This is a genomic window from Pseudomonas sp. GW821-FHT02H06 (genome assembly GCF_059421525.1).
The window spans coordinates 1-20,621 of the sequence record NZ_JBWKVD010000030.1 but is presented as its reverse complement, the minus strand read 5'-3'; the positions used below and the strand labels follow the sequence as shown (position 1 = coordinate 20,621).

19 protein-coding genes are annotated in these 20,621 nt (G+C 60.6%); 7 read left to right on the top strand and 12 right to left on the bottom strand.

What is annotated here, in order from left to right:
• Window positions 1-110: 110 nt before the first annotated feature.
• The 10 genes from AC07VF_RS26085 to AC07VF_RS26040 form a co-directional block, all read right to left on the bottom strand.
• The gene (locus AC07VF_RS26085) at window positions 111-1,046 is read right to left on the bottom strand and encodes a carbohydrate kinase family protein (RefSeq protein ID WP_495010135.1); all 936 of its coding nucleotides are present in this window, start codon (window positions 1,044-1,046) and stop codon (window positions 111-113) included.
• Between the two features lie 32 nt (window positions 1,047-1,078).
• A complete protein-coding gene (gene xylB, locus AC07VF_RS26080; RefSeq protein WP_495010134.1) occupies window positions 1,079-2,572 on the bottom strand; it encodes a xylulokinase in 1,494 nt (497 codons plus the stop codon).
• A 23-nt stretch (window positions 2,573-2,595) separates the two neighbouring features.
• Window positions 2,596-4,113: a mannitol dehydrogenase family protein gene (locus AC07VF_RS26075; protein ID WP_495010133.1), complete on the bottom strand. Its 1,518-nt coding sequence runs from the start codon at window positions 4,111-4,113 to the stop codon at window positions 2,596-2,598.
• 34 nt (window positions 4,114-4,147) lie between these two features.
• Window positions 4,148-5,251, bottom strand: coding sequence for an ABC transporter ATP-binding protein (locus tag AC07VF_RS26070; RefSeq protein WP_192172102.1), 1,104 nt, complete (start codon window positions 5,249-5,251; stop codon window positions 4,148-4,150).
• Between the two features lie 95 nt (window positions 5,252-5,346).
• Window positions 5,347-6,180 carry a carbohydrate ABC transporter permease gene (locus tag AC07VF_RS26065; protein ID WP_065991391.1) on the bottom strand — a complete coding sequence of 278 codons (834 nt, stop codon included), beginning with the start codon at window positions 6,178-6,180 and terminating at the stop codon, window positions 5,347-5,349.
• Window positions 6,181-6,190: 10 nt separating this feature from the next.
• Window positions 6,191-7,123: a carbohydrate ABC transporter permease gene (locus tag AC07VF_RS26060; protein WP_192172101.1), complete on the bottom strand. Its 933-nt coding sequence runs from the start codon at window positions 7,121-7,123 to the stop codon at window positions 6,191-6,193.
• 81 nt (window positions 7,124-7,204) lie between these two features.
• Window positions 7,205-8,527 carry an ABC transporter substrate-binding protein gene (locus AC07VF_RS26055; protein WP_192172100.1) on the bottom strand — a complete coding sequence of 441 codons (1,323 nt, stop codon included), beginning with the start codon at window positions 8,525-8,527 and terminating at the stop codon, window positions 7,205-7,207.
• Window positions 8,528-8,769: 242 nt separating this feature from the next.
• Window positions 8,770-9,675 carry an AraC family transcriptional regulator gene (locus AC07VF_RS26050; protein WP_192172099.1) on the bottom strand — a complete coding sequence of 302 codons (906 nt, stop codon included), beginning with the start codon at window positions 9,673-9,675 and terminating at the stop codon, window positions 8,770-8,772.
• Between the two features lie 71 nt (window positions 9,676-9,746).
• Window positions 9,747-10,067 carry a helix-turn-helix domain-containing protein gene (locus AC07VF_RS26045; protein WP_282372596.1) on the bottom strand — a complete coding sequence of 107 codons (321 nt, stop codon included), beginning with the start codon at window positions 10,065-10,067 and terminating at the stop codon, window positions 9,747-9,749.
• A complete protein-coding gene (locus AC07VF_RS26040; RefSeq protein ID WP_495010137.1) occupies window positions 10,060-10,371 on the bottom strand; it encodes a type II toxin-antitoxin system RelE/ParE family toxin in 312 nt (103 codons plus the stop codon). Before AC07VF_RS26040 ends, AC07VF_RS26045 begins: the two co-directional genes overlap by 8 nt.
• A gap of 591 nt (window positions 10,372-10,962) precedes the next feature.
• On the opposite strand from AC07VF_RS26040, the gene AC07VF_RS26035 reads away from it, so the two are divergent.
• The 3 genes from AC07VF_RS26035 (at window position 10,963) to cobF (ending at window position 12,415) form a co-directional block, all read left to right on the top strand.
• Window positions 10,963-11,145, top strand: a complete 183-nt coding sequence (locus AC07VF_RS26035; RefSeq protein WP_122534807.1) for a type II toxin-antitoxin system HicA family toxin — start codon at window positions 10,963-10,965, stop codon at window positions 11,143-11,145.
• A gap of 35 nt (window positions 11,146-11,180) precedes the next feature.
• A complete protein-coding gene (locus AC07VF_RS26030; RefSeq protein ID WP_192172097.1) occupies window positions 11,181-11,582 on the top strand; it encodes a type II toxin-antitoxin system HicB family antitoxin in 402 nt (133 codons plus the stop codon).
• Between the two features lie 71 nt (window positions 11,583-11,653).
• Window positions 11,654-12,415, top strand: a complete 762-nt coding sequence (gene cobF, locus AC07VF_RS26025; protein ID WP_495010132.1) for a precorrin-6A synthase (deacetylating) — start codon at window positions 11,654-11,656, stop codon at window positions 12,413-12,415.
• Window positions 12,416-12,425: 10 nt separating this feature from the next.
• Here cobF and AC07VF_RS26020 read toward each other — a convergent pair whose 3' ends face one another.
• Both AC07VF_RS26020 and AC07VF_RS26015 read right to left on the bottom strand, forming a co-directional pair.
• On the bottom strand, window positions 12,426-13,691 hold the full coding sequence (locus tag AC07VF_RS26020) for a glycosyltransferase (RefSeq protein WP_495010136.1): 1,266 nt from the start codon (window positions 13,689-13,691) through the stop codon (window positions 12,426-12,428).
• Window positions 13,692-13,719: 28 nt separating this feature from the next.
• Entirely contained in the window at window positions 13,720-14,082 is a 363-nt protein-coding gene (locus AC07VF_RS26015; protein ID WP_192172095.1) for a response regulator, read from the bottom strand.
• Window positions 14,083-14,352: 270 nt separating this feature from the next.
• Here AC07VF_RS26015 and AC07VF_RS26010 point away from each other — a divergent pair, with 270 nt between their 5' ends.
• From AC07VF_RS26010 to AC07VF_RS25995, 4 genes are read left to right on the top strand one after another with little or no spacing between them, the layout of a single operon-like run.
• Window positions 14,353-17,862 carry a response regulator gene (locus tag AC07VF_RS26010; RefSeq protein ID WP_495010131.1) on the top strand — a complete coding sequence of 1,170 codons (3,510 nt, stop codon included), beginning with the start codon at window positions 14,353-14,355 and terminating at the stop codon, window positions 17,860-17,862.
• 48 nt (window positions 17,863-17,910) lie between these two features.
• Entirely contained in the window at window positions 17,911-18,729 is an 819-nt protein-coding gene (locus AC07VF_RS26005) for a CheR family methyltransferase (RefSeq protein WP_192172093.1), read from the top strand.
• Window positions 18,726-19,343 carry a chemotaxis protein CheB gene (locus AC07VF_RS26000; RefSeq protein WP_282372601.1) on the top strand — a complete coding sequence of 206 codons (618 nt, stop codon included), beginning with the start codon at window positions 18,726-18,728 and terminating at the stop codon, window positions 19,341-19,343. The genes AC07VF_RS26005 and AC07VF_RS26000 overlap by 4 nt, the downstream gene beginning before the upstream one ends.
• Window positions 19,337-20,518 (top strand): hybrid sensor histidine kinase/response regulator, encoded by a 1,182-nt coding sequence (locus AC07VF_RS25995; protein ID WP_495010130.1) that lies wholly within the window; start codon window positions 19,337-19,339, stop codon window positions 20,516-20,518. Before AC07VF_RS26000 ends, AC07VF_RS25995 begins: the two co-directional genes overlap by 7 nt.
• Window positions 20,519-20,621 lie beyond the last annotated feature (103 nt).

Below are 20,621 nucleotides of genomic sequence, written 5' to 3'. Positions count from 1 at the left end.
GCAAGCACCCTTGGTTACTTGGGGTGCTTTTCCAAGTAACTCGCCGAAGGCGAAACAGTCTGCCCCCAGGCAGACGCTTTTGATCTTGATCCTGGAAAAAGGCCAGTCGCCTAGACCACTTCCGCCCGATAGGGCAAATCCGGCCCCTCCCGTGTACAGGTCACCGCCGCCGCCGCCACCGCAAACTCCAGCATCTTCGTCAGCGTCTCCCGATCTACGCCCGCCAAAGCAGCTGGCGCATCCAGACCCCGCTCCGTCAGAAACGCAATCAGCGCCGCCTGAAACGTATCACCGGCACCCACCGTATCCACCGTCTCCACCTTGCGCGCCGCCACCGACCACGTACCCAGCGCCCGCGTAAATATCGTCGCGCCCTCACGCCCGCGGGTCATGATCACCCACTGGCAATTGTCCTTCAGCCAGCCCTCGGCCACCGCCGCCGCGTCCTTCTGCGGATACAACAGCTCCAGGTCCTCATCACTGACCTTGATGATGTGCGCGTGCTCGGCAAACTTCGCCACCTGACCGCGCCACAGCTCGATGCTCGGCGCCGGATTCAGCCGCACGTTGGGATCGAAGGTAATCAGCCGCTTGCCGCTTTCCCGCCGAACCAGCATCAGCAGCGCGTCGGCGATCGGCTGCACCACCAGCGAAAACGAACCCACGTGCAGGCCCCGCACGCTGTCGTCCAGCGTCGGCAGACTCTCAACGCTCAGCATCCGGTCGGCGCAGCCTTCGCCGCGAAAACTGTACTGCGGCGAACCGTCGGCACCCACGGCGACCATCGACAGCGTAGTCGGCGCGTCGATGTGCACGAGAAAGTCATCGCGCACGCCTTCTTCCGCCAGCACCTTCAACAGGCGCTTGCCCAAGTAATCGCTGGAGATGCCGGCGAAGAACCCGGCATCGATGCCCAGCCGGCGCAGCCCCACGGCGACGTTGAACGGCGAACCGCCGGCGATGGCTTGATAACCCACTTTGTTTCTTTGTCCGCTGTCTGGCTGACAGAAAAAGTCGAACAGTGCTTCGCCACAGACCAGATACATAGTTGCTCCATAAAGGCCGACGGGGCTGTCCGTCAGAGGCCCTGCAATTGAGTGCGATAGTGCTGATAAACCGCCTGATACGCCGTAACGTGTTCGGCAACCGGCCGGGTTTCGCTGGCCGGATCGAGGCTGACGCAACGCTCGGTCAGCGCCTGCAGCGATTCGCCGTCGCCGACACCCCCGGCATCGGCGTGGGAATGACACCACGCCGCCTGAATTGCTGCGCCCAGTGCCGCCGCTTCGGTGCCGGTGGTGCAGATGACCGGCGTGTCCATGATGTCGGCGACGATCTGCCGCCAGATCGCGCTTTTAGCGCCGCCGCCGATCAGGCGGATGTTATCGCTTTTAATGCCGCTGTCACGCAACAGGTCCAGACCGTAGCGCAGCCCGAAGGTGGTGCCCTCGACCACCGCGCGGCACAGGTTGGCCTGGGTCAGGTTGGTGCTGTCCAGCCCGAGAATGCTGCCGGTGGCGTGGGGCAGGGCGGGCACGCGTTCGCCGTTGAGGAACGGCAGCACGAGCACACCCTGGGCGCCAATCGGTGAGGAGGCGACCGCCGCGTTGAAGGCGCCGATGTCCAGCGCGAACAGCTCGCGGATGGCACTGGTGGCGTTGGTCAGGTTCATGGTGCAGATCAGCGGCAGCCAGCCGCCCGACGAGGAACAGAAGGTCGCCACTGACGGCTGCGCACTGACGTTGCCGGCGTCGGCAAAGGCGTAGACCGTGCCCGATGAACCCAGGCTCATGGTGATCGAGCCCGGTGCGATATTGCCGGTGCCGATGGCGCCCATCATATTGTCGCCGCCGCCGCTGGAGACGATGGCCTTCGGGTTGAGGCCCAGCCGCTGGGCGATGGCAGGAAGAATCGTGCCCACCGGCTGGTGCGCCTCGATCAGTTCCGGGAGCGCCCTGACCAGCCGGCCACTGGCGTCGATGTGCTCAAGGATGTCCAGGTCCCATTCGCGGGTGCGCACATTGAAATAACCGGTACCGGATGCATCGCCGAACTCGCTGCAGCTGCGGCCGGTCAGCCAGTAATTGAGGTAGTCGTGGGGCAGCAGGATCTTGTCGATGCGGGCGAACAGTTCGGGGAACTGCTCTTTGCTCCACAGCAGTTTGGAGACCGTATAGCCCGGCGCGATGGCAATACCCAGGCGCTCCAGCGAACCGGCTTCACCGCCCAGATACGCCAGCAGGCGATCGTTTTCCGGGGTGGATTCGGTGTCGCACCATAGCTTGGCCGGGCGCAGCACCCGGCCTGAGTCATCGAGCATGACCAGACCATGTTGCTGCCCGGACACGCCGATGGCCTGGATGTTGGCACCGGACACCCCGGCCTGCTGCAACGCCGCCGCCGTCGCCTGCTCGAACGCATCGAGCCATTCCTGCACATCCTGTTCGCGGCGACCGTTGGCGCCGCTGATCATGTGGTGCGCACCCGAGCCTTCGCCCAGAACCTTGCCGCTGACCGCATCCAGAACAATCGCCTTGGTGCCTTGGGTGCCGCAATCGATGCCGAGAAACATGCCCACCTCTTTAGCTATGAAGCTCAGACGGCTTTCGCCAACAGGTTTTCCAGGGTTTTGCTGACGCCCAGTTCTTTCAGGCTGTTCAGGTTGTGCTCGAACGATGCCACGAACTCGGCGGACTGGGGAATCGCCGCGCCGAAGATTTCTTCCACTTCAAGCAGCCGCTGAGTGACCAGCACGTCATCGGCCACCAGCGCCTTGCAGAAGTCCGCGCGTGGGTCGACCACGGTGTAGGGCACGCCGTTCTCGCCGGTGAAATCGCCCGTGCGGTTGCCCTGCAGGTACAGCGCCCAGGCCGCGACCACCAGCGAGGCTCGGTCCATGTTGCCGCCGTCGAGGATCAAACGGTTGATGGTCGGCACGGTGAATTTCGGAAATTTCGACGAGCCGTCGGAGCACACCCGCTCCAACTGATCGGCGATGGCCTGATTGGAAAAGCGGTCGATCAGGGTCTGTTTGTACTCGGTCAAATCGATGCCCGGCACCGGCGCCAGTTGCGGGGTGACGTCCAGATCCATGTAGGTGCGGATGTAGTCGACGAACAACGGGTCATTCATGGTTTCGTGGACGAAGCGATAGCCCTTCAGCGCGCCCAGATAGGTCAGCGCCAGGTGGCTGCCGTTGAGCAGTTTGATTTTCATTTCTTCGTACGGGGTCACGTCGTCGGTGAACTGCACGCCGACCTTCTCCCAGGCCGGACGGCCGTTGACGAACTTGTCTTCCAGCACCCATTGCACGAAGGGTTCGCAGACCACCGGCCAGGCGTCGTCGATGCCTTTCTGGTCATGCAGCTGCAGGCGGTGGGCGGTGCTGGTCATCGGGGTGATGCGGTCAACCATGGCGTTGGGGAAGCTGACGTTTTCAGCGATCCAGTCGTGCAGCTCCGGGTCGCGCAGTTGGGCGAAGGCCAGCAGCGCCTTGCGGGTCACGGCGCCGTTGTGCGGCAGGTTATCGCACGACATCAGGGTGAACGCCGGTGTACCTTCCGCGCGGCGGCGAGTCAGTGCCGCGCACAGGTAACCGAACACGGTTTTTGGCGTGGCGGGGTGTTCGAGGTCGTACTGGATCTGCGGCAGGTGACTCATGAATTCGCCGGTGCTGTCGTCGATGCAGTAGCCGCCTTCGGTGATGGTCAGCGAGACAATGCGAATGTCGGCGCTGGCGAGTTTGTCGATCAGCGCCAGGTCACTGTCGGTGGACATGAGCATCTGGCTCATGGCGCCGATCACGCGGGTTTCGGTGTCCGGGGTGTCGCCCAGTTCGAACAGCGTGTAGAGGAAGTCCTGGCCCTTCAGCGCTTCGAAGTTGCCGCGGTCTTCTTCGCGCAGGCTGACCCCGCAGATGGCCCAGTCCAGGCCTTCGCCGCTGCCTTCATTGGCGCCGAGGGACATCAGCGCATCGGTGTAAAACGCCTGGTGGGCGCGGTGGAAACCGCCGACGCCGATGTGAGCAATGCCCTGGCGGCGCTCATCGAGGGAGTAGGCGGGGATGGCAATGCCGGCGCCCAGGTTGGAGAGGTTCTGCTTGTTCAGTTTCATGACGGTGTTCCCGAATTCTGTGATGGGCGATGACTCAGGCAGCGGCCTGCAGCGCGCGGCGGATGACCTGGCCCTGGGCGTCGAACAGGTGGCAGTGCGCGCTGTTCAGGTGCAGTTTCAGGGTTTCGCCGTACTGGCTGGCCAGGTCCCCGCGAATACGCATGGTCAGCGGCTCGCCCGAGGTGGTGCGCACGTGGCAGTAGGTGTCGCTGCCCAGGCGTTCGCTGACGTCGGCGATGACGGTCAACTGGCAATCACCCTCGTTGGCCAGCTCCAGATGCTCGGGACGAATGCCCAGCGTTACTGAGTCGCCGACGCTCTGTTGCGCGTTGGTGAAAGGCAGCAGCACTTTCGTCCCGGCGTCCAGGGTGACTTCGCAGGCCGAGGCCTGGACGCCGCTGATGATGCCCTTGAGGAAGCCCATTTTCGGCGTGCCGAGAAAGCCCGCGACGAACAGGTTGGCCGGGTGGTGGTACAGCTCCAGCGGCGAGCCCACCTGTTCAACGCGACCGCCGTTGAGCACGACCACCTTGTCGGCCAGGGTCATGGCTTCGACCTGATCGTGGGTGACGTAGATCATCGTAGCCTGCAGCTCTTTGTGCAGGCGCGACAATTCCAGCCGGGTCTGCACCCGCAGGGCGGCGTCGAGGTTGGACAGGGGTTCATCGAACAGGAAGATTTTCGGGTTGCGCACGATGGCGCGACCGATCGCGACGCGCTGGCGTTGACCGCCCGACAGCTGCTTGGGCTTGCGCTCCAGCAACGGGCCGAGCTCGAGGATACGCGCGGCTTCATCGACCTTTTTCTTGACCTCGGCCTTCGGCGTGCCGGCCAGATCCAGCGCGAACGACAGGTTTTTGCCGACGGTCATGTGCGGGTACAGGGCGTAGGTCTGAAACACCATCGCCAGGTCGCGCTTGGCCGGTGTTACTTGAGTGATCTCGCGGCCATCGAGTTCGATGCTGCCGCTGGTGACGTCTTCAAGGCCCGCGATCAGGCGCAGCAGGGTGGATTTGCCACAGCCCGACGGACCGACGAAGACCACGAATTCGCGGTCTTTCACGTCCAGGTCGATGCCTTTGATGATCTGGTGGCCGTCGAAGCCTTTTTGCAGATTTCTGATTGTCAGGTTAGCCATGATGGGCTCCAGTTTTATTCTTCAAGAATATCGGGCGGTGTGCATCTACCTGCGGGATCGTTCCCACGCTCAGCGTAGGAACCAGCATGTTTCGGTTATTTCACGGCACCAAACGACAGCCCGCGAACCAGTTGTTTCTGGCTGATCCAGCCGAAGATCAGGATCGGTGCGCAGGCCAGGGTCGACACAGCCGACAACTTGGCCCAGAACAAGCCTTCAGGGCTTGAATACGAGGCGATTAGCGCAGTCAGCGGTGCGGCATTCGAGGAGGTCAGGTTCAGCGACCAGAACGCCTCGTTCCAGCACAGGATCAGTGACAGCAGCGCCGTCGAGGCCAGCCCGCCCTTGCAGATCGGGATCAGCACGCGAAAGATTTCCTGACGCGTGGTGGCGCCGTCCAGCCGCGAGGCTTCGAGAATCTCTCCGGGAATGTCCTTGAAGTAGGTGTAAATCATCCACACCACAATCGGCAGGTTGATCAACGTGTAGATCACGATCAGCGCGATGCGCGAATCCAGCAGGCCAAAGGTCTTGGCCAGCAGGTAGATCGGCATCAGCACGCCCACCGGCGGTAGCATCTTGGTGGAGAGCATCCACAGCAGCGTGCCCTTGGTCCGTTTGGTTTCGAAAAACGCCATGGAGTAGGCCGCCGGCACCGCGATCAGCAGGCACAGGATGGTCGCGCTGAAAGAGATCAGGATCGAGTTCCAGGCGAAGTGGAAGTAGTCACTGCGCTCCTGGATGTGCAGGTAGTTTTCCAGGGTCGGCGTGAAAATGAACTGCGGCGGCGTGGCGAACGCGTCGATCTCGGTCTTGAAGCTGGTCAGGACCATCCAGAAGATCGGGAAGAAAATCAGCGCCGCGATCAGCCACGACAAGGTGCCCAGCAGGGCACTTTGCAGGCGACGGGATTGTTTGAGCGTCATCATGGCCTTGCCCTCAAGACTTGTCGGTGAGGTTTTTGCCGATCATCCGTACCAGGATGATTGCGGCAATGTTGGCGATCACGACGGCAATCAAACCGCCTGCTGATGCCATGCCCACGTCGAATTGCAGCAGTGCCTGGTTGTAGATCAGGTACGCCAGATTGGTCGAAGCGAAGCCCGGGCCGCCATTGGTGGTGGTGAAGATTTCGGCAAACACCGAGAGCAGGAAGATCGTTTCGATCATCACCACCACGGCGATCGGGCGCGCCAGGTGCGGCAGGGTCAGGTGCCAGAAGATCGCGATCGGGCCGGCACCATCCAGACGCGCCGCTTCTTTCTGTTCCTGATCCAGGGACTGCATGGCGGTCATCAGAATCAGGATCGCGAAGGGCAGCCACTGCCACGACACAATGATGATGATCGACAGCATCGGGTAATTGGCCAACCAGTCCACCGGCTGGGCGCCGAACAGCTTCCAGACCCAGGCGAGGATGCCGGACACCGGGTGGAAAATCAGGTTCTTCCAGATCAGCGCACTGACCGTCGGCATGATGAAGAACGGCGAAATCAGCAGCACGCGGACGATGCCGCGACCGAGGAATTCACTGGCCTCCAGCAGCGCCGAGATCAGTACGCCGAGGATCACGCTGATGGCCAGCACGCTGCCGACCAGCAACAGCGTGTTCATGGCGCCGGGCAGAAAGCCGGCGTCGGTGACGAAGAATTCGAAGTTCTCCAGCCCGACGAATTCGTTTTCGCCGGGGTTGAGCAGGTTGTAGCGGATCAGCGAAAAGTAGATGGTCATGCCCAGCGGCACGATCATCCACACCAGCAGCAACAGCACCGAGGGGCTGACCAGAAACCAGCCGGGCTTGGTGACGCTGCCTTTGACGGACGACTTATCGTCGGCCGCAGCGGTGCGTGGGGTGAGGGTTGAGGTGTTCATGTCGACTCCGAACCGGGCAAACGCGTGAGCGTGAACGTGGGCGGCAGGCAATCGGCGCCTGCCGCCTTCAAGCAGCGGGTGTCAGCCCTTTTTCGGGTAACCCGCGCGCTTCATTTCACGCTCGGCCACGCTTTGCGCGCTGGTCAATGCCTGATCCACGCTGGAGGTGCCCACCAGTGCCGCCGAGAACTGTTGGCCGACGGAGGTGCCGATCGACTGGAACTCGGGGATGGTCACCAACTGGATGCCCACGTACGGCACCGGCTTGAGGGTCGGCGCTTTCGGCGTGACGGCCTTGAGGGATTCCAGGGTGATATTGGCGAACGGCGCGGCTTGTTTGTAGGCATCGGTGTAGGTCGATGCGCGGGTGCCTGGCGGCACGTTGGACACGCCGTCTTTCTCGGCGACCAGCGCGGCGTACTCTTTGGACGTGGCCCATTCGGTGAAGGCGCGCGCGTCCTTGTCGTTCTTCGCGCTGGTCGGGATCGCCAGTGCCCACGAGTACAGCCATGCCGAGCCCTTGTCGGTCACTTCGTGTGGCGCGTAGGTAAAGCCCACGCTGTCAGCCACTTTGCTCTGGGATTTGTCTGTCACGAACGAGCCGGCGACGCTGGCATCCACCCAGATTGCGCATTTGCCGCTGTTGAACAGCGCGAGGTTTTCGTTGAAACCGTTGCTGGAAGCGCCGGGCGGGCCGTCCTTCTTCATCACGTTGGTGTAGAAGGTCAGCGCGTTCTTCCATTCAGGTTGGTCGAATTGCGGCTTCCATTGTTCGTCGAACCAGCGCGCGCCAAAGGAGTTGGCGATGGTGGTGATCAGCGCCATGTTCTCGCCCCAGCCGGCCTTGCCGCGCAGGCAAATGCCGTACTGTTCCTTGGACTTGTCGGTGAGTTTGTCGGCGAATTCGGAGATCTGCGTCCAGGTCGGACGCTCCGGCATGGTCAGGCCGGCGGCCTTGAACAGGTCTTTGCGGTAGTAGGTGATCGAGCTTTCTGCATAGAACGGCAGGGCGAAGAGTTTGCCATCAACCGACAAGCCATCACGTACCGAAGGAAATACGTCGTCCAGCGCGTAGGACGCAGGCAGATCGTTCATTTCCTTGAGCCAGCCCTTGGCGCCCCAGAGTGAGGCTTCGTACATGCCGATGGTCAGCACGTCGAACTGGCCGCCCTTGGTGGCGATGTCGGTGGTCAGGCGCTGACGCAGCACATTCTCTTCCAGCACGACCCACTTGAGCTTGATGTCCTTGTGCTGTTCTTCGAAGGTCTTGGACAGCCGCTGCATGCGGATCATGTCGCTGTTGTTGACGGTGGCGATGGTGACTTCACCGGCTGTGGCGGTGGTGCAGAGAGACAGGAGGGTCAGACAGGTACCGGCAAGGAGAACGTTTGCAGAGGTCTTCATTTATCACTCCTCTTCTGCGTCAATGCTGACGTCAGAAGCTTGGTTATTGTTTTTGTTTCTTCCGGAGGCCAGGAAGAATGTCAGTTGATTACAGCCTTGTACGCGCTGGTTGACAAATCCTGCGGCGCACTTGAACTGATACTTTTTTGCACCGGGAATTCAGCCGGCCACGTCGTAGAACTGCGCCCGCGCATGGTGCGGGGCAGTTCCAGCGTAGTTGAAGGGTGCGAACGGGTAACGAATCAGTACAGGTTTTGTTCGGTCAGGCGCTGTACGGCGAGGCGGCGATAGTGGGAGGGAGTCATCCCTTTGAGCTTCTGGAAGCGCCGATTGAAGTTGGAGATGTTATTGAAACCCGACTCGAAGCAGACATCCGTCACCGGCCGGTCGCCGTCGGCGAGCAGTTCGCAGGACTTGCTGATGCGCAGGCGATTGACGAATTCGACGAAGCAGCGACCGGTCGCCTGCTTGAACACCCGAGAAAAGTACGTCGGCTTCATGCCCAGGTACTCTGCCACTTCTTCCAGCGGCAACTCGCGGGCGTAGTGGGTGAAGATATATTCCACGGCCTTGTTGGTGCGCTCCACGGCGTGATCGTCGGACAGCTGCGAGGCGGTGGTGCCCGACAACAGCTGGAAATCATCACTGGCCGCCAGCAATTCCAACAGAATGAAGAAATGCCCCAGGCGGGTCATGCCCGTGGTGTCGGCGATTTTCTGCATCAATTTGGTGGCCTGGCGGAGGGTGCGCTTGCAGCGGAATTCGATGCCGTACCGGGCGCGCTCGAGCAGTGGCGCCAGGGTCTTGAGTTCGGCGAAGACCTGATTGCCGCTTTCAAGCAGCTCTTCGGTGAAATTCACCAGCATGTCGCGCTTGGGCACGACCTCATCTTCTTCGATCTGGCTGATCCAGTTGTGCGGAAGATTGGGGCCGGTGAGGAACAGGGTCTCAGGGTAAAAGTTGCCGATGTAATCACCGACGAAGACCTTGCCGGAACTGGCAACGATCAGGTGCAGCTCGTATTCCTTGTGGAAATGCCAGCGCACCAGCGGGCAGGGGAAACCATGCTCACGGTAGATGATCGACAGGCCATTGTGGTCGTCCATCAGCTCGTAGGAAGGTTCGGTGACTCTTGTTGTTTTGGTCATGCGTGTGCCGGTCTGGAGAGTGGCGTGGGAATAATGTGCACTATTTGCCGGGCGGAATACAGATGCGGGCGTTAAACGAAGACTACCTCAACCCGGCCTTCCTTCCGCGACGTCGGTGCAGGTTTGACCACGATCTGCACGTCACGCCCGAGGCGTGCCAGGCAATCAATCATTTTGGTCTCGCTGATGCCTCTGAACCTGCCGCGAAGCATCTCCGACACCTTGGGCTGCGGCATGCCGAGGATTTCCGCCGCTTGAATCTGGGTTAATTGACGGGTCTTCAGAATGCTGCCGATCTCTGAGGCCAGTTGAGCCTTGACCAGCATCTCCTCCGGGTTGGGGACGCCAATGTCTTTGTAGACATTGCCAGTGCCGCGTTCGATTTCAGTCATGTTTGTGTCCTGTCCAATGGGCTTCGGCAGCCATCAGCCTATTTTTAATGAGAGCAATGTCGGCTTGCGGCGTCTTGATATTTTTTGTCGATTTTTTCTGGAAACAATGCAGCACATACACCGCGTCGCCGAAACGCAATGTGTAAACCGCGCGATAGGTGTTGCCATGAAAATCCTCTACAACCTCAAGCACACCGGCGTGGCCAAAGCCCTTCAGCGGTTTGCAATGGGAATGCTTGCTTCCGGTCTGCGCGAGGTAAAGCGCATATCCCATGGTGTCTTGAACATCGGCAGGCATGGTCATAAGGTCCTTTCGACTGCTGGCCACCCAGAAAAGCGGCTTTTCAAATCCTTTTGTCATTGGGGAATCTATACCTATATGGGTATCTGGTCAAACCCCCGTGCTGGCGACGAGGGTGCGGGCGGTCACTATCGCCAGCTACCCATCCAGGCGCCATTTGAGAACTGTAACCCCATGAAAACCGTCGTGCCGGCGCGATTAATCCCGAGCACGTCCGGCCGTGCCAGTTCACTGGCGGCGCGCAGGCCGGGCTTTAGCCGGGAAGAGGCCAGTCTGAGCACCATTAATTCTGCGGTGTGACGTCCGACGCGTTCCCGACTAAGCCAGTCCCACTAGGTGAGCGCGGTGTTTCAGTAGGACCGGCTTCAGCCGGGAAGAGGCCGGTTTGAGCGCCATCAATCCTGCGGTGTGACGTCCGACGCCTTCCCGGCTAAAAGCCTGCAGTGGGTCATTGGGAAGGTCTTCAGCCAGGGAGGGCGCGAGCAGGATCGCCTCGGGACCACGTTACATACCGTCGCTTAAAAAATTCTCCGCGAAGTGGCGCATGAAAGTTCGATGTGTACTATCCACATCAGTCAACAAAGGGATAGGCTGATGCGGAGCAGGGACATGATCAGAATGGTCGAGGACGATGGTTGGTATGTGGTCGAGGTCAAAGGCAGTCATCGCCAATACAAGCACCCGTTAAAAAAGGGACGCGTCACGGTTCCTCATCCCAAGGATGACCTGCCAAAAGGGACGGTTCACAGCATATTGAAACAGGCCGGCCTCAAATGAATGTCCCAACGCGAATGAGCTCGGAAGGATAAAGCATGAAATTACCCGTCGTTTTACACAAGGATCCCGACTCGGTGTACGGCGTCACCGTGCCTGATATCTCGGGATGTTTTTCCGCTGGCGCGACCATTGGCCAGGCGCTGGACAATGTGAAAGAAGCCCTGGCGCTGCACTTTGAAGGGCTGGTCGCTGATGGCGAGGCGCTGCCGCAGCCGATGGACATCGACGCGCATATCAATAACCCGGACTATCAAGGAGGCGTGTGGGCTGTGGTCGAATTTGACGTGACGCCGTATTTTGGCCGCTCGGTGCGGTTCAATGCGACGCTGCCGGAAGTGCTGCTGGAACGCATCGATGCCCGCGTCAGGAGCGATCAACGTTACCGATCGCGTTCGGGATTCCTGGCAACAGCGGCGTTGCGCGAGCTGCACGAATAAGTCCGCGCAATGCCGCTTAGCTGCGGCGTTGCGAGCACCTTCCGCGAACGCCTCCAGAGAGCCGCCACCCCATGAAAAAAATCCTTGTGATTGGCATTGGCGCGGGCAATCCCGAGCACATCACCGTTCAGGCGATCAAGGCGCTGAATCGCACCCAAGTGTTTTTCATCCTCGACAAGGGCTACGCCAATGACGACCTGCTGGCGTTACGCCGGGACATTTGCGAGCGCTATATCGAGGGGCATGACTATCGTCTGGTGCAGGTGAGCGATCCGAGGCGCAAGGGCGATTCGCCGTCTTACCGCAGCGGGATCGAACACTGGCACGAGCAACGCGCCGTGCTGTTCGAGCAGTTGATTGCCGATGAAGTAAAGGCCGGCCAGACCGGGGCGTTTCTGGTGTGGGGCGACCCGGCGCTGTACGACAGCACGATGCGGATTCTCGACCAGGTGCTCGCCCGGGATCGCGAGTCATTTGACTATGAAGTCATCCCCGGCATCACCAGCGTGCAGGCGCTGGCCGCCGGGCATCGCATCGGCCTGAACCGCATTGGCGAGCCGATCCACATCACCACCGGCCGGGAGCTTGCAGCGGAGCAGGGCGAGCAGATCAGCAACAGCGTGGTGATGCTCGACGCCCATTGCACCTTCGAGCGGTTCGTCGATCAGGATCTGCATATCTATTGGGGCGCTTACCTGGGCACCCCTGACGAGATGCTTATTTCAGGCCCGCTGCATGATGTCAGCGCGCAGATACGTCAGGCGCGTGAAACAGCGCGAGCGCAGAAGGGCTGGATCATGGACACCTACCTGCTGCGCCGCGCCGTCCGCTAGACACAATGCCTCAAGCGTTTCTATTTTTAGCTTCGATCCACTGCGACATGTATTGCGTGCTCTTGTGCTGATGGTGGCGAAGCATGGCGCCGGTGAAGTTGGCCGTGCGATGGGCCTGGAGCGTGTCACGCAACCCGAGGATGCGTTCGATGAGCGCGGCGCAATGGCGATCATGGCCAAAGCGCGCCGGCAGCAGTTGCCAGCCGTCCCGTTGCGCCTGTTGCCAGCGCGCCTGATCGGTGTAGAGGCTGACGGCCGCGTCAGCCAGCCCCCGCGCATCGCAGGCCACGGCTCCGGGAAACGCCAGCTCGCCGTGCATGGCTTCGGCACCGATGGGCGTGGTGACGGTCGGCGTGCCGCAGACCATGGCGTCGATGATCTTGCCCTTGATCCCCGCGCCGAATCGCAATGGTGCAAGGGAAATCCGCGCCGCACCCATCACCTCCAGCGCATCTTCAGCCCAGTTCATGATGTGAAACCCCTGGGCGGCGTTATGCAGCGCTGCGGCCTTGGGCGGCGTATACGCGCCGTACACATGAACCTGAGCGGCGGGCAGCTGCGCGCGAATCAGCGGCCAGACGGTGTTTTTCAGCCACAGCACCGCATCCCAGTTCGGCGCGTGGCGGAAGTTGCCGATGGTGATGAAATGCGCCCGCTCTTCAAAGGAGCGAGCGCCATCTGGCACCTCCCTCACAAGCAGCGGTACCCAATGCAATTGGGCGGCGGGCACTGAAAACCGCTCGGTCAGCAGGCCGATTTCGACATCCGACACCATCAGGCTCAGGTCACTGCGGTGGATGGCGGCGATCTCGCGCTGGGCCAGGTCAGTGGTTGCCATCCGGGTGAACAGCTGATCCCGTGACGACTGAAAATAGTCAGTCAGGTCAGCATCTGGCTTGCCGTCGAGCCGTTCCTTGACCGCCTGATGACGGGCATGGCGCAGGCTCTGCAGGTCGGAACTCTCCAGCAGACGGATGGCGTTCGGGCAGTGTTTTTCCACCCGCCAGCCGAATTGCTCTTCCATCAGGAACTGGTCGAACAACACCACGTCGGGCTGCAGCTCACTGATGAAGGCGTCGAAGCTGCTGTGATTGAGGGCGATGGCGACTTCGGTGATGCCCAATGCGGCGAGATCGGCCTTGTGCTCGCCTTCGGTGGCGGCGCTGGCGAAGGTGATCTGCCAGCCCTGTTCGAGAAAACAGTCGATCAGCTGCATGACATGGCCGCTGGCCGCTGACGATCGCGGCTCTGGCCAGACGTAGCCGATAATCAGCACATGGATCGAGGGGCGCTGCGTCAGATGCTCAGTTGCCAAGGATGCCCTTCACCTTGTCACGCAGCTGGTCGATGGAAAACGGCTTGCCGATATTGTGCATGCCCTCCGGCACATCAACAGAATCCGCGTAGCCACTGGCGAACAGCACCGGGATGTCGGGGCGAATCTCACGTGCCCGATTTGCGAGGTCTTTACCGTTCATGTCGGGCAGGCCCAGGTCGGTCATCATCAGATCGATGGTCTGGTCAGCGTTGTTCAGAAACGCAAGGGCCTCGGCGGCGTCGGCTGCTTCCAGCACGGTGTACTCAAGCTCCTCGAGGACGTCGACAATCAACATCCTGACGATGTTGTCATCTTCGACCACCAGAATCGTGCGGGGTGAATCGGACATGAAAAGTTCCTTAATTAGGCAGGGAGCGCATCGCACGGCATAGGGGATATACAGCGTTTCGCTGCGGGCGCAATTGTGACAAGTTCCGCGACGCAACAACACGATTCAATTGAGTGTAGTGGCTTTTGGATTGCACTCAAATGTACAGTGCGAGCCCGGTTGTTCTCTATCTATTGTCAGAAAATTCAACCTTCTACGTCAGATGCTGGAGTTTTTGCCGCGATTTGCGGCAAACTCCGTCGTTTAGACGAATCCGCCTGAGCCCTTGCGATGATCACCCACTCTGCAGTCGATGAGCAACGTTTCCGCAAACTGTTAAGCCGCAACGTCAGTTTACCTTTGGCCGTCGGTGTACTGAGTGCGGCCTTCTTTGTCATTCTGATTTCCTACTTGTTGTCGGCGATCCAGTGGGTCGAACACACCGACCGGGTGATCAACAATATCAATCGCTCGCTCAAGCTCTCGGTGGACATGGAAACCGGGATGCGCGGCTTCCTGCTGACCGGGGATGAGCGTTTTCTTGACCCCTACGAAGTCGCCAAACCGGCCATCATGAGCGAGCTCCAAGGGCTTGAAGAGCTGGTCGCCGACAACCCGGATCAGGTCGACCGCTTCAAGCGCCTGGCCGCGCTGCAATCATCGTGGAACGAGTTTGCTCAGGAGATGATCACCCTGCGGCGCACCGGCGGCGACTACCAGACGCCGATCAAGGACCGTCGTGGCAAGCGCCTGGCGGACGAGATGCGTGACCAATACGAACTGGCAGCCAACGTTGAGCATCAGCTGCGACTGACACGCAACACCGACGTGACCCACACCACGGTGATGTCGGTCTCCCTGTACATCGCGTTCATTCTGATCGTCAGCGGGATCCTTGCCTGGGTCGGCCGTCGCGACATGACCACGCTGTCCAATACCTACGCCGCGAACCTCAAGGCCCAACAGCTGGACGCGGATCGCTTGTCCCACGTCGCCTGGCTGCGCAACGGTCAGAGCGAACTGGCCGAGCAGGTCATCGGCCAGCTCACCCTCAATCTGCTGGGCCGCAACGTGCTGCATTTCTTCGCCCAATACCTGGGCGCCGTGGTGGCCGCGGTGTACGTGCGCCAGGAGCACGGTGGTCTGGTGCGCGTCGCTTCCTATGGTTTCTCCCGGGAGCAGGAGCAGCACGAGCAGTCGATCTACAGCGGTGAAGGGGTGGTCGGCAAGGCGGCAGAGCAGGATCAGATCATCACCCTGGACAACGTCCCTCAGGACTACTTCAAAGTCACCTCCGGCCTGGGCGAAGGTTCGCCGCGCAGCGTCGTGGTGGTGCCGACCAGCAACGATGACCACGTCAACGGCGTGATCGAACTGGGCTTCCTTCGCGAGCTGACCCCCCGTGACCTGGAGTTTCTCGAACTGGTCGCCGAGAACGTCGGCACCTCCATCGAGGCCGCGCGCTATCGTCAGCGCTTGCAGGAAGTGCTCGCCGAAACCCAGCAGCTCAACGAAGAGCTCCAGGTGCAGCAGGAAGAACTGCGCACCGCCAACGAGGAGCTGGAGGAGCAGTCGCGGATCCTCAAGGAATCCCAGGCCCACCTGGAAACCCAGCAGGCGGAGCTGGAGCAGACCAACGAGCAGTTGGCCGAGCAGGGCAAGGCACTCGCTGACCAGCGTGACGCCCTGGACCGCAATAACGAAGAATTGCACATCGCCCAGATTGAGCTCGAAGCCCGCGCCGACGAGTTGCAGCGCTCCAGCAAATACAAATCCGAATTCCTTGCCAACATGTCCCACGAGCTGCGCACGCCGCTTAACAGCTCGCTGATTCTGGCCAAGCTGCTGGCGGAAAACCCCCAGGACAACCTCTCCGAAGAGCAAGTCAAGTTCGCAGAATCGATCTACTCGGCCGGCAACGATTTACTCAACCTGATCAACGACATTCTGGATATTTCCAAGGTCGAAGCCGGCAAGCTGGACATGCGTCCGGAAAACAGCAGCGTCAGCCGTCTGGTTGACGGCCTGCGCATGACCTTCGAACCGCTTGCGGCCGAGAAGAAGCTGGAATTTTCGGTGGAGATTCAATCCGGCACACCGGTGTCGCTGTACACCGATCGCCAGCGCCTGGAGCAGATCCTCAAGAACCTGCTGTCCAACGCGATCAAGTTCACCGAAAGCGGCGCGGTCAGCCTGACCGTGTCGCGGCAGCCCGGCGAAGGCGTCGCCTTCACCGTTCGAGACTCCGGCATCGGCATCGCCGAGGAGCAGCAGGAAAGCATTTTCGAAGCGTTCCGTCAGGCCGATGGCACCACCAATCGCCGCTACGGCGGCACCGGCCTGGGTCTGTCCATTTCCCGGGATCTGGCGCGCCTGCTTGGCGGCTCGATCAGCGTGACCAGCGCGCCGGGGCAGGGCAGTATTTTCACCCTGGTGCTGCCGGAAGAGTACGTCGAGCAGGAGCCTTCGCAGTACGCCGAGGCACCGGTGATTGCCGTGCAGCCTGCGCCCGTTGTGGCGCGCGTCACCCCACCGACGCCAACTCCCGCCAGGTCTGCACCTCCCGCAGCGCCGATTCCGCGTTTTGCCGATGACCGTGAAAAAGCGCCGTTCAGTAAACGCTGCATTCTGGTGATCGAAGACGAAGTGCGCTTTGCGCAGATCCTCTATGACCTGGCCCATGAGCTGGGCTACAACTGCCTGGTGGCCCACGCCGCCGACGAAGGCTTCGATCTGGCGTCCTCTTTCGTGCCGGATGCGGTCCTGCTGGACATGCGCCTGCCGGACCATTCCGGCCTGACGGTGCTGCAACGCCTGAAGGAGCTGCCGAGCACCCGGCACATCCCGGTGCACGTGATTTCCGTCGAAGACCGTCAGGAAGCCGCGCTACAAATGGGCGCCATCGGCTACGCCGTCAAGCCGACCACCCGCGAGGAACTCAAGGACGTCTTCGCCCGCCTCGAAGCCAAGCTGACGCAGAAGGTCAAACGCATTCTGCTGGTGGAAGACGATGCTTTGCAGCGTGACAGCATCGCGCGTCTGATCGGCGACGACGACATCGAGATCACCGCGGTCGGGTTCGCTCAGGATGCCCTCGACCTGCTGCGCGACAACGCCTACGACTGCATGATCATCGACCTGAAACTGCCGGACATGCTCGGCAACGAGCTGCTCAAGCGCATGTCCACCGACGAGATCTGCGCGTTCCCGCCGGTCATCGTCTACACCGGGCGCAACCTGACCCGTGATGAAGAAGCCGAGCTGCTGAAGTACTCGCGCACCATCATCATCAAAGGTGCGCGTTCGCCGGAGCGCCTGCTCGACGAGGTGACGCTGTTCCTGCACAAGGTCGAGTCGCAGCTGTCGAACGAGCGCCAGAAGATGCTCAAGACCGCGCGCAGTCGCGATCGTGTTTTCGAAGGGCGCAAGATTCTGGTGGTCGACGACGACGTGCGCAACATCTTCGCCCTGACCAGCGCGCTGGAGCACAAGGGCGCGATCGTCGAAGTCGGGCGCAATGGACTGGAAGCGATCGAGAAACTCAATACCGTCGATGACATCGACCTGGTGCTGATGGACGTGATGATGCCGGAAATGGACGGCTACGAAGCCACCATCGAGATCCGCAAGAACCCCCGCTGGCGCAAGCTGCCGATCATTGCCGTGACCGCCAAGGCCATGAAAGATGACCAGGATCGCTGCCTGCAGGCGGGTTCGAATGACTATCTGGCCAAGCCGATCGATCTGGACCGGCTGTTCTCGCTGATTCGCGTGTGGCTGCCGAAGATGGAACGTATCTGAATGGATCGGATCAATTGACCGCCCGTTGCCCGACCATGAGTGTTGCCGATGCCTGAACGAGACGCCGATATCGAGTTGCGCTTGCTGATTGAAGCGATCTACTTGAAGTACAGCTACGATTTCCGCGATTACTCGGGGGCGTCGGTGAAACGACGGGTCACCCACGCGTTGCGTCAGTTTGAACTGAAGACCATTTCCGCGTTGCAGGAGCGCGTGCTGCATGACCCTTCGGCGTTCATGCAGCTGCTGCAGTTCCTGACGATTCCGGTCAGCGAGATGTTCCGCGACCCGACGCACTTCCTGGCCATCCGCGAAGAAGTCGTCCCGTTGCTGAAGACCTACCCGTCGGTGAAAATCTGGATTGCCGGGTGCAGCACCGGGGAGGAGGTCTACTCGATGGCGATCCTGCTGCGCGAGGAAGGGCTGCTTGAACGCACGATCATCTACGCCACTGACATCAATCCCCATTCCCTGGAGAAGGCCAAGCAGGGCATCTTCTCCATGGAAAACATGCGCGGCTACAACGAGAACTACCTGAAGGCTGGCGGCAAGCGGCTGTTTTCCGAGTACTACACTGCGGCCTACGATTACGCGATCTTCGACAAGACCCTGCGTGAGAACGTGACCTTTGCCGACCACAGCCTGGCAACCGACAGCGTGTTCTCCGAGACCCAGTTGATTTCCTGCCGAAACGTGCTGATCTATTTCAACAAGAAGCTGCAGGACCGCGCGTTCGGGCTGTTCCATGAGTCCCTGTGCCACCGCGGCTTCCTCGTGCTGGGCAGCAAGGAAACCCTCGACTTTTCCGGGTACAAAAACCAGTTCGACCCTCTGGTCAAACACGAGCGGATCTACCGCAAATCATGAGAACGTCGTTTCCCGGCAACACCCCGGAGCAACCCGCGCTGCCGGCGGTGGACGCGATTGTGGTCGGCGCATCCGCCGGTGGTGTCGAAGCGCTGCTGAAGATTTTCCGTACGCTGCCCAGAGGCTTTCGCTTGCCGATCCTCGCGGTGCTCCACGTGCCGGACCAGCGTCGCAGTCAGTTGGCCGAGGTTTTTGCCGTGAACCTGGCGATCCCGGTCAAGGAAGCGGACGATAAAGAAACCATCAAGCCCGGCACGCTGTATTTCGCCGGGCCGAGTTATCACCTGTCGATCGAGAAAGATTTCAGTCTGTCCTTGAGTCAGGAGGAACGGGTGCATCATTCGCGCCCGAGCATCGACATCCTGTTCGAATCGGCTGCAGACGCCTATGGTGAACGGCTGGCAGGCGTGTTGCTGACCGGTGCAAACAGCGATGGCGCGCGCGGCACGGCACGAATCAAGGAGTACGGTGGTCTGACCGTGGTCCAGGACCCGGCCCAGGCGCTCGCGCGGGCCATGCCCGAAGCGGCGCTTGCCCTTCATACGCCGGATTTTCTTTTGCCTTTGCCCGACATCGGGTCCTTGCTTGTCGAGCTGGAACGAATTGCATGCTGAGTGAAATCAAAGCCAAACTGCTGATCGTGGATGATCTGCCTGAGAACCTGCTCGCCCTCGAAGCGCTGATCAAGCGCGAGGACCGTCAGGTGTTCAAGGCGTTGTCCGCAGACGAGGCGTTGTCGTTGTTGCTCGAGCACGAGTTTGCGATGGCGATTCTCGACGTGCAGATGCCGGGGATGAACGGCTTCGAACTCGCCGAGCTGATGCGCAGCACCGAGAAGACCAAGAACATTCCCATCGTGTTCGTCAGTGCCGCCGGGCGCGAGCTGAATTACGCGTTCAAGGGCTATGAAAGCGGTGCCGTGGATTTCCTGCACAAGCCCCTCGACATTCATGCGGTGAAGAGCAAGGTCAACGTCTTCGTCGATTTGTATCGCCAGCGCAAGGCCCTGAAGCAGCAGCTCGAAGAGCTCGAACGCAGCCGCGCGGAGCAGGAAGCGCTGATGCGCGAGCTGAAATCGACGCAGAGCGAGCTGGAGCGTGCGATCCGCATGCGCGATGACTTTATGTCGATCGTCTCCCACGAGGTACGGACGCCGCTAAACGGCCTGATTCTCGAAACCCAGCTGCGCAAGTTGCACCTGGCCAAGGACAACGCGTCGGCGTTCACCATGGAAAAGCTCCGGGCCATGGTGGATCGCGATGAGCGGCAGATCCAGAGTCTGATACGGCTGATCGAAGACATGCTCGATGTGTCGCGGATTCGTACGGGCAAGTTGTCGATTCGTACCAGTCCCTTTGATTTGTCGGAGCTGGTGGTCAATCTGGTGGAAAGCTATTCCGCGCAGATCGCCGCCGCCGGCAGTGTGGTGACGCTTCACGCTGACACGCCGGTGATTGGGGTGTGGGATGAGTTTCGCATCGAGCAGGTGGTGGCGAATCTGTTGACCAATGCATTGCGCTACGGGGCGCACAAGCCGATCGAGTTGCGGGTCTACAGCGAGGCTGGCGAGGCGCGGGTGGAGGTGCGCGATCACGGGATCGGGATCAGCGCGGAAAACCAGAAGCGTATTTTTCAGCAGTTCGAGCGGGTCGCGGCCAGTCATGCGGTGGCGGGGCTTGGTCTTGGGTTGTTCATTTCCGATCAGATTGTCAGCGCTCATGGCGGGCGGATCAGTGTCGAGAGCGAGGAAGGGGCGGGGTCGATGTTTCGGGTATCGCTGCCGCTCTGATCAAGATCTTTAAGATCAAGATCACAAGCGTCTGCCTGGGGGCAGACGTTTCGCCTTCGGCGAGTTACTTGGAAAAGCACCCCAAGTAACCAAGGGTGCTTGC

Excerpts from the sequence above, each read along its gene's own strand:
- AC07VF_RS26085 (WP_495010135.1), bottom strand. The coding sequence starts at position 1,046 with ATGTATCTGGTCTGTGGCGAAGCACTGTTCGACTTTTTCTGTCAGCCA.
- xylB (WP_495010134.1), bottom strand. The coding sequence starts at position 2,572 with ATGTTTCTCGGCATCGATTGCGGCACCCAAGGCACCAAGGCGATTGTT.
- AC07VF_RS26075 (WP_495010133.1), bottom strand. The coding sequence starts at position 4,113 with ATGAAACTGAACAAGCAGAACCTCTCCAACCTGGGCGCCGGCATTGCC.
- AC07VF_RS26070 (WP_192172102.1), bottom strand. The coding sequence starts at position 5,251 with ATGGCTAACCTGACAATCAGAAATCTGCAAAAAGGCTTCGACGGCCAC.
- AC07VF_RS26065 (WP_065991391.1), bottom strand. The coding sequence starts at position 6,180 with ATGATGACGCTCAAACAATCCCGTCGCCTGCAAAGTGCCCTGCTGGGC.
- AC07VF_RS26060 (WP_192172101.1), bottom strand. The coding sequence starts at position 7,123 with ATGAACACCTCAACCCTCACCCCACGCACCGCTGCGGCCGACGATAAG.
- AC07VF_RS26055 (WP_192172100.1), bottom strand. The coding sequence starts at position 8,527 with ATGAAGACCTCTGCAAACGTTCTCCTTGCCGGTACCTGTCTGACCCTC.
- AC07VF_RS26050 (WP_192172099.1), bottom strand. The coding sequence starts at position 9,675 with ATGACCAAAACAACAAGAGTCACCGAACCTTCCTACGAGCTGATGGAC.
- AC07VF_RS26045 (WP_282372596.1), bottom strand. The coding sequence starts at position 10,067 with ATGACTGAAATCGAACGCGGCACTGGCAATGTCTACAAAGACATTGGC.
- AC07VF_RS26040 (WP_495010137.1), bottom strand. The coding sequence starts at position 10,371 with ATGACCATGCCTGCCGATGTTCAAGACACCATGGGATATGCGCTTTAC.
- AC07VF_RS26035 (WP_122534807.1), top strand. The coding sequence starts at position 10,963 with ATGCGGAGCAGGGACATGATCAGAATGGTCGAGGACGATGGTTGGTAT.
- AC07VF_RS26030 (WP_192172097.1), top strand. The coding sequence starts at position 11,181 with ATGAAATTACCCGTCGTTTTACACAAGGATCCCGACTCGGTGTACGGC.
- cobF (WP_495010132.1), top strand. The coding sequence starts at position 11,654 with ATGAAAAAAATCCTTGTGATTGGCATTGGCGCGGGCAATCCCGAGCAC.
- AC07VF_RS26015 (WP_192172095.1), bottom strand. The coding sequence starts at position 14,082 with ATGTCCGATTCACCCCGCACGATTCTGGTGGTCGAAGATGACAACATC.
- AC07VF_RS26010 (WP_495010131.1), top strand. The coding sequence starts at position 14,353 with ATGATCACCCACTCTGCAGTCGATGAGCAACGTTTCCGCAAACTGTTA.
- AC07VF_RS26005 (WP_192172093.1), top strand. The coding sequence starts at position 17,911 with ATGCCTGAACGAGACGCCGATATCGAGTTGCGCTTGCTGATTGAAGCG.
- AC07VF_RS26000 (WP_282372601.1), top strand. The coding sequence starts at position 18,726 with ATGAGAACGTCGTTTCCCGGCAACACCCCGGAGCAACCCGCGCTGCCG.
- AC07VF_RS25995 (WP_495010130.1), top strand. The coding sequence starts at position 19,337 with ATGCTGAGTGAAATCAAAGCCAAACTGCTGATCGTGGATGATCTGCCT.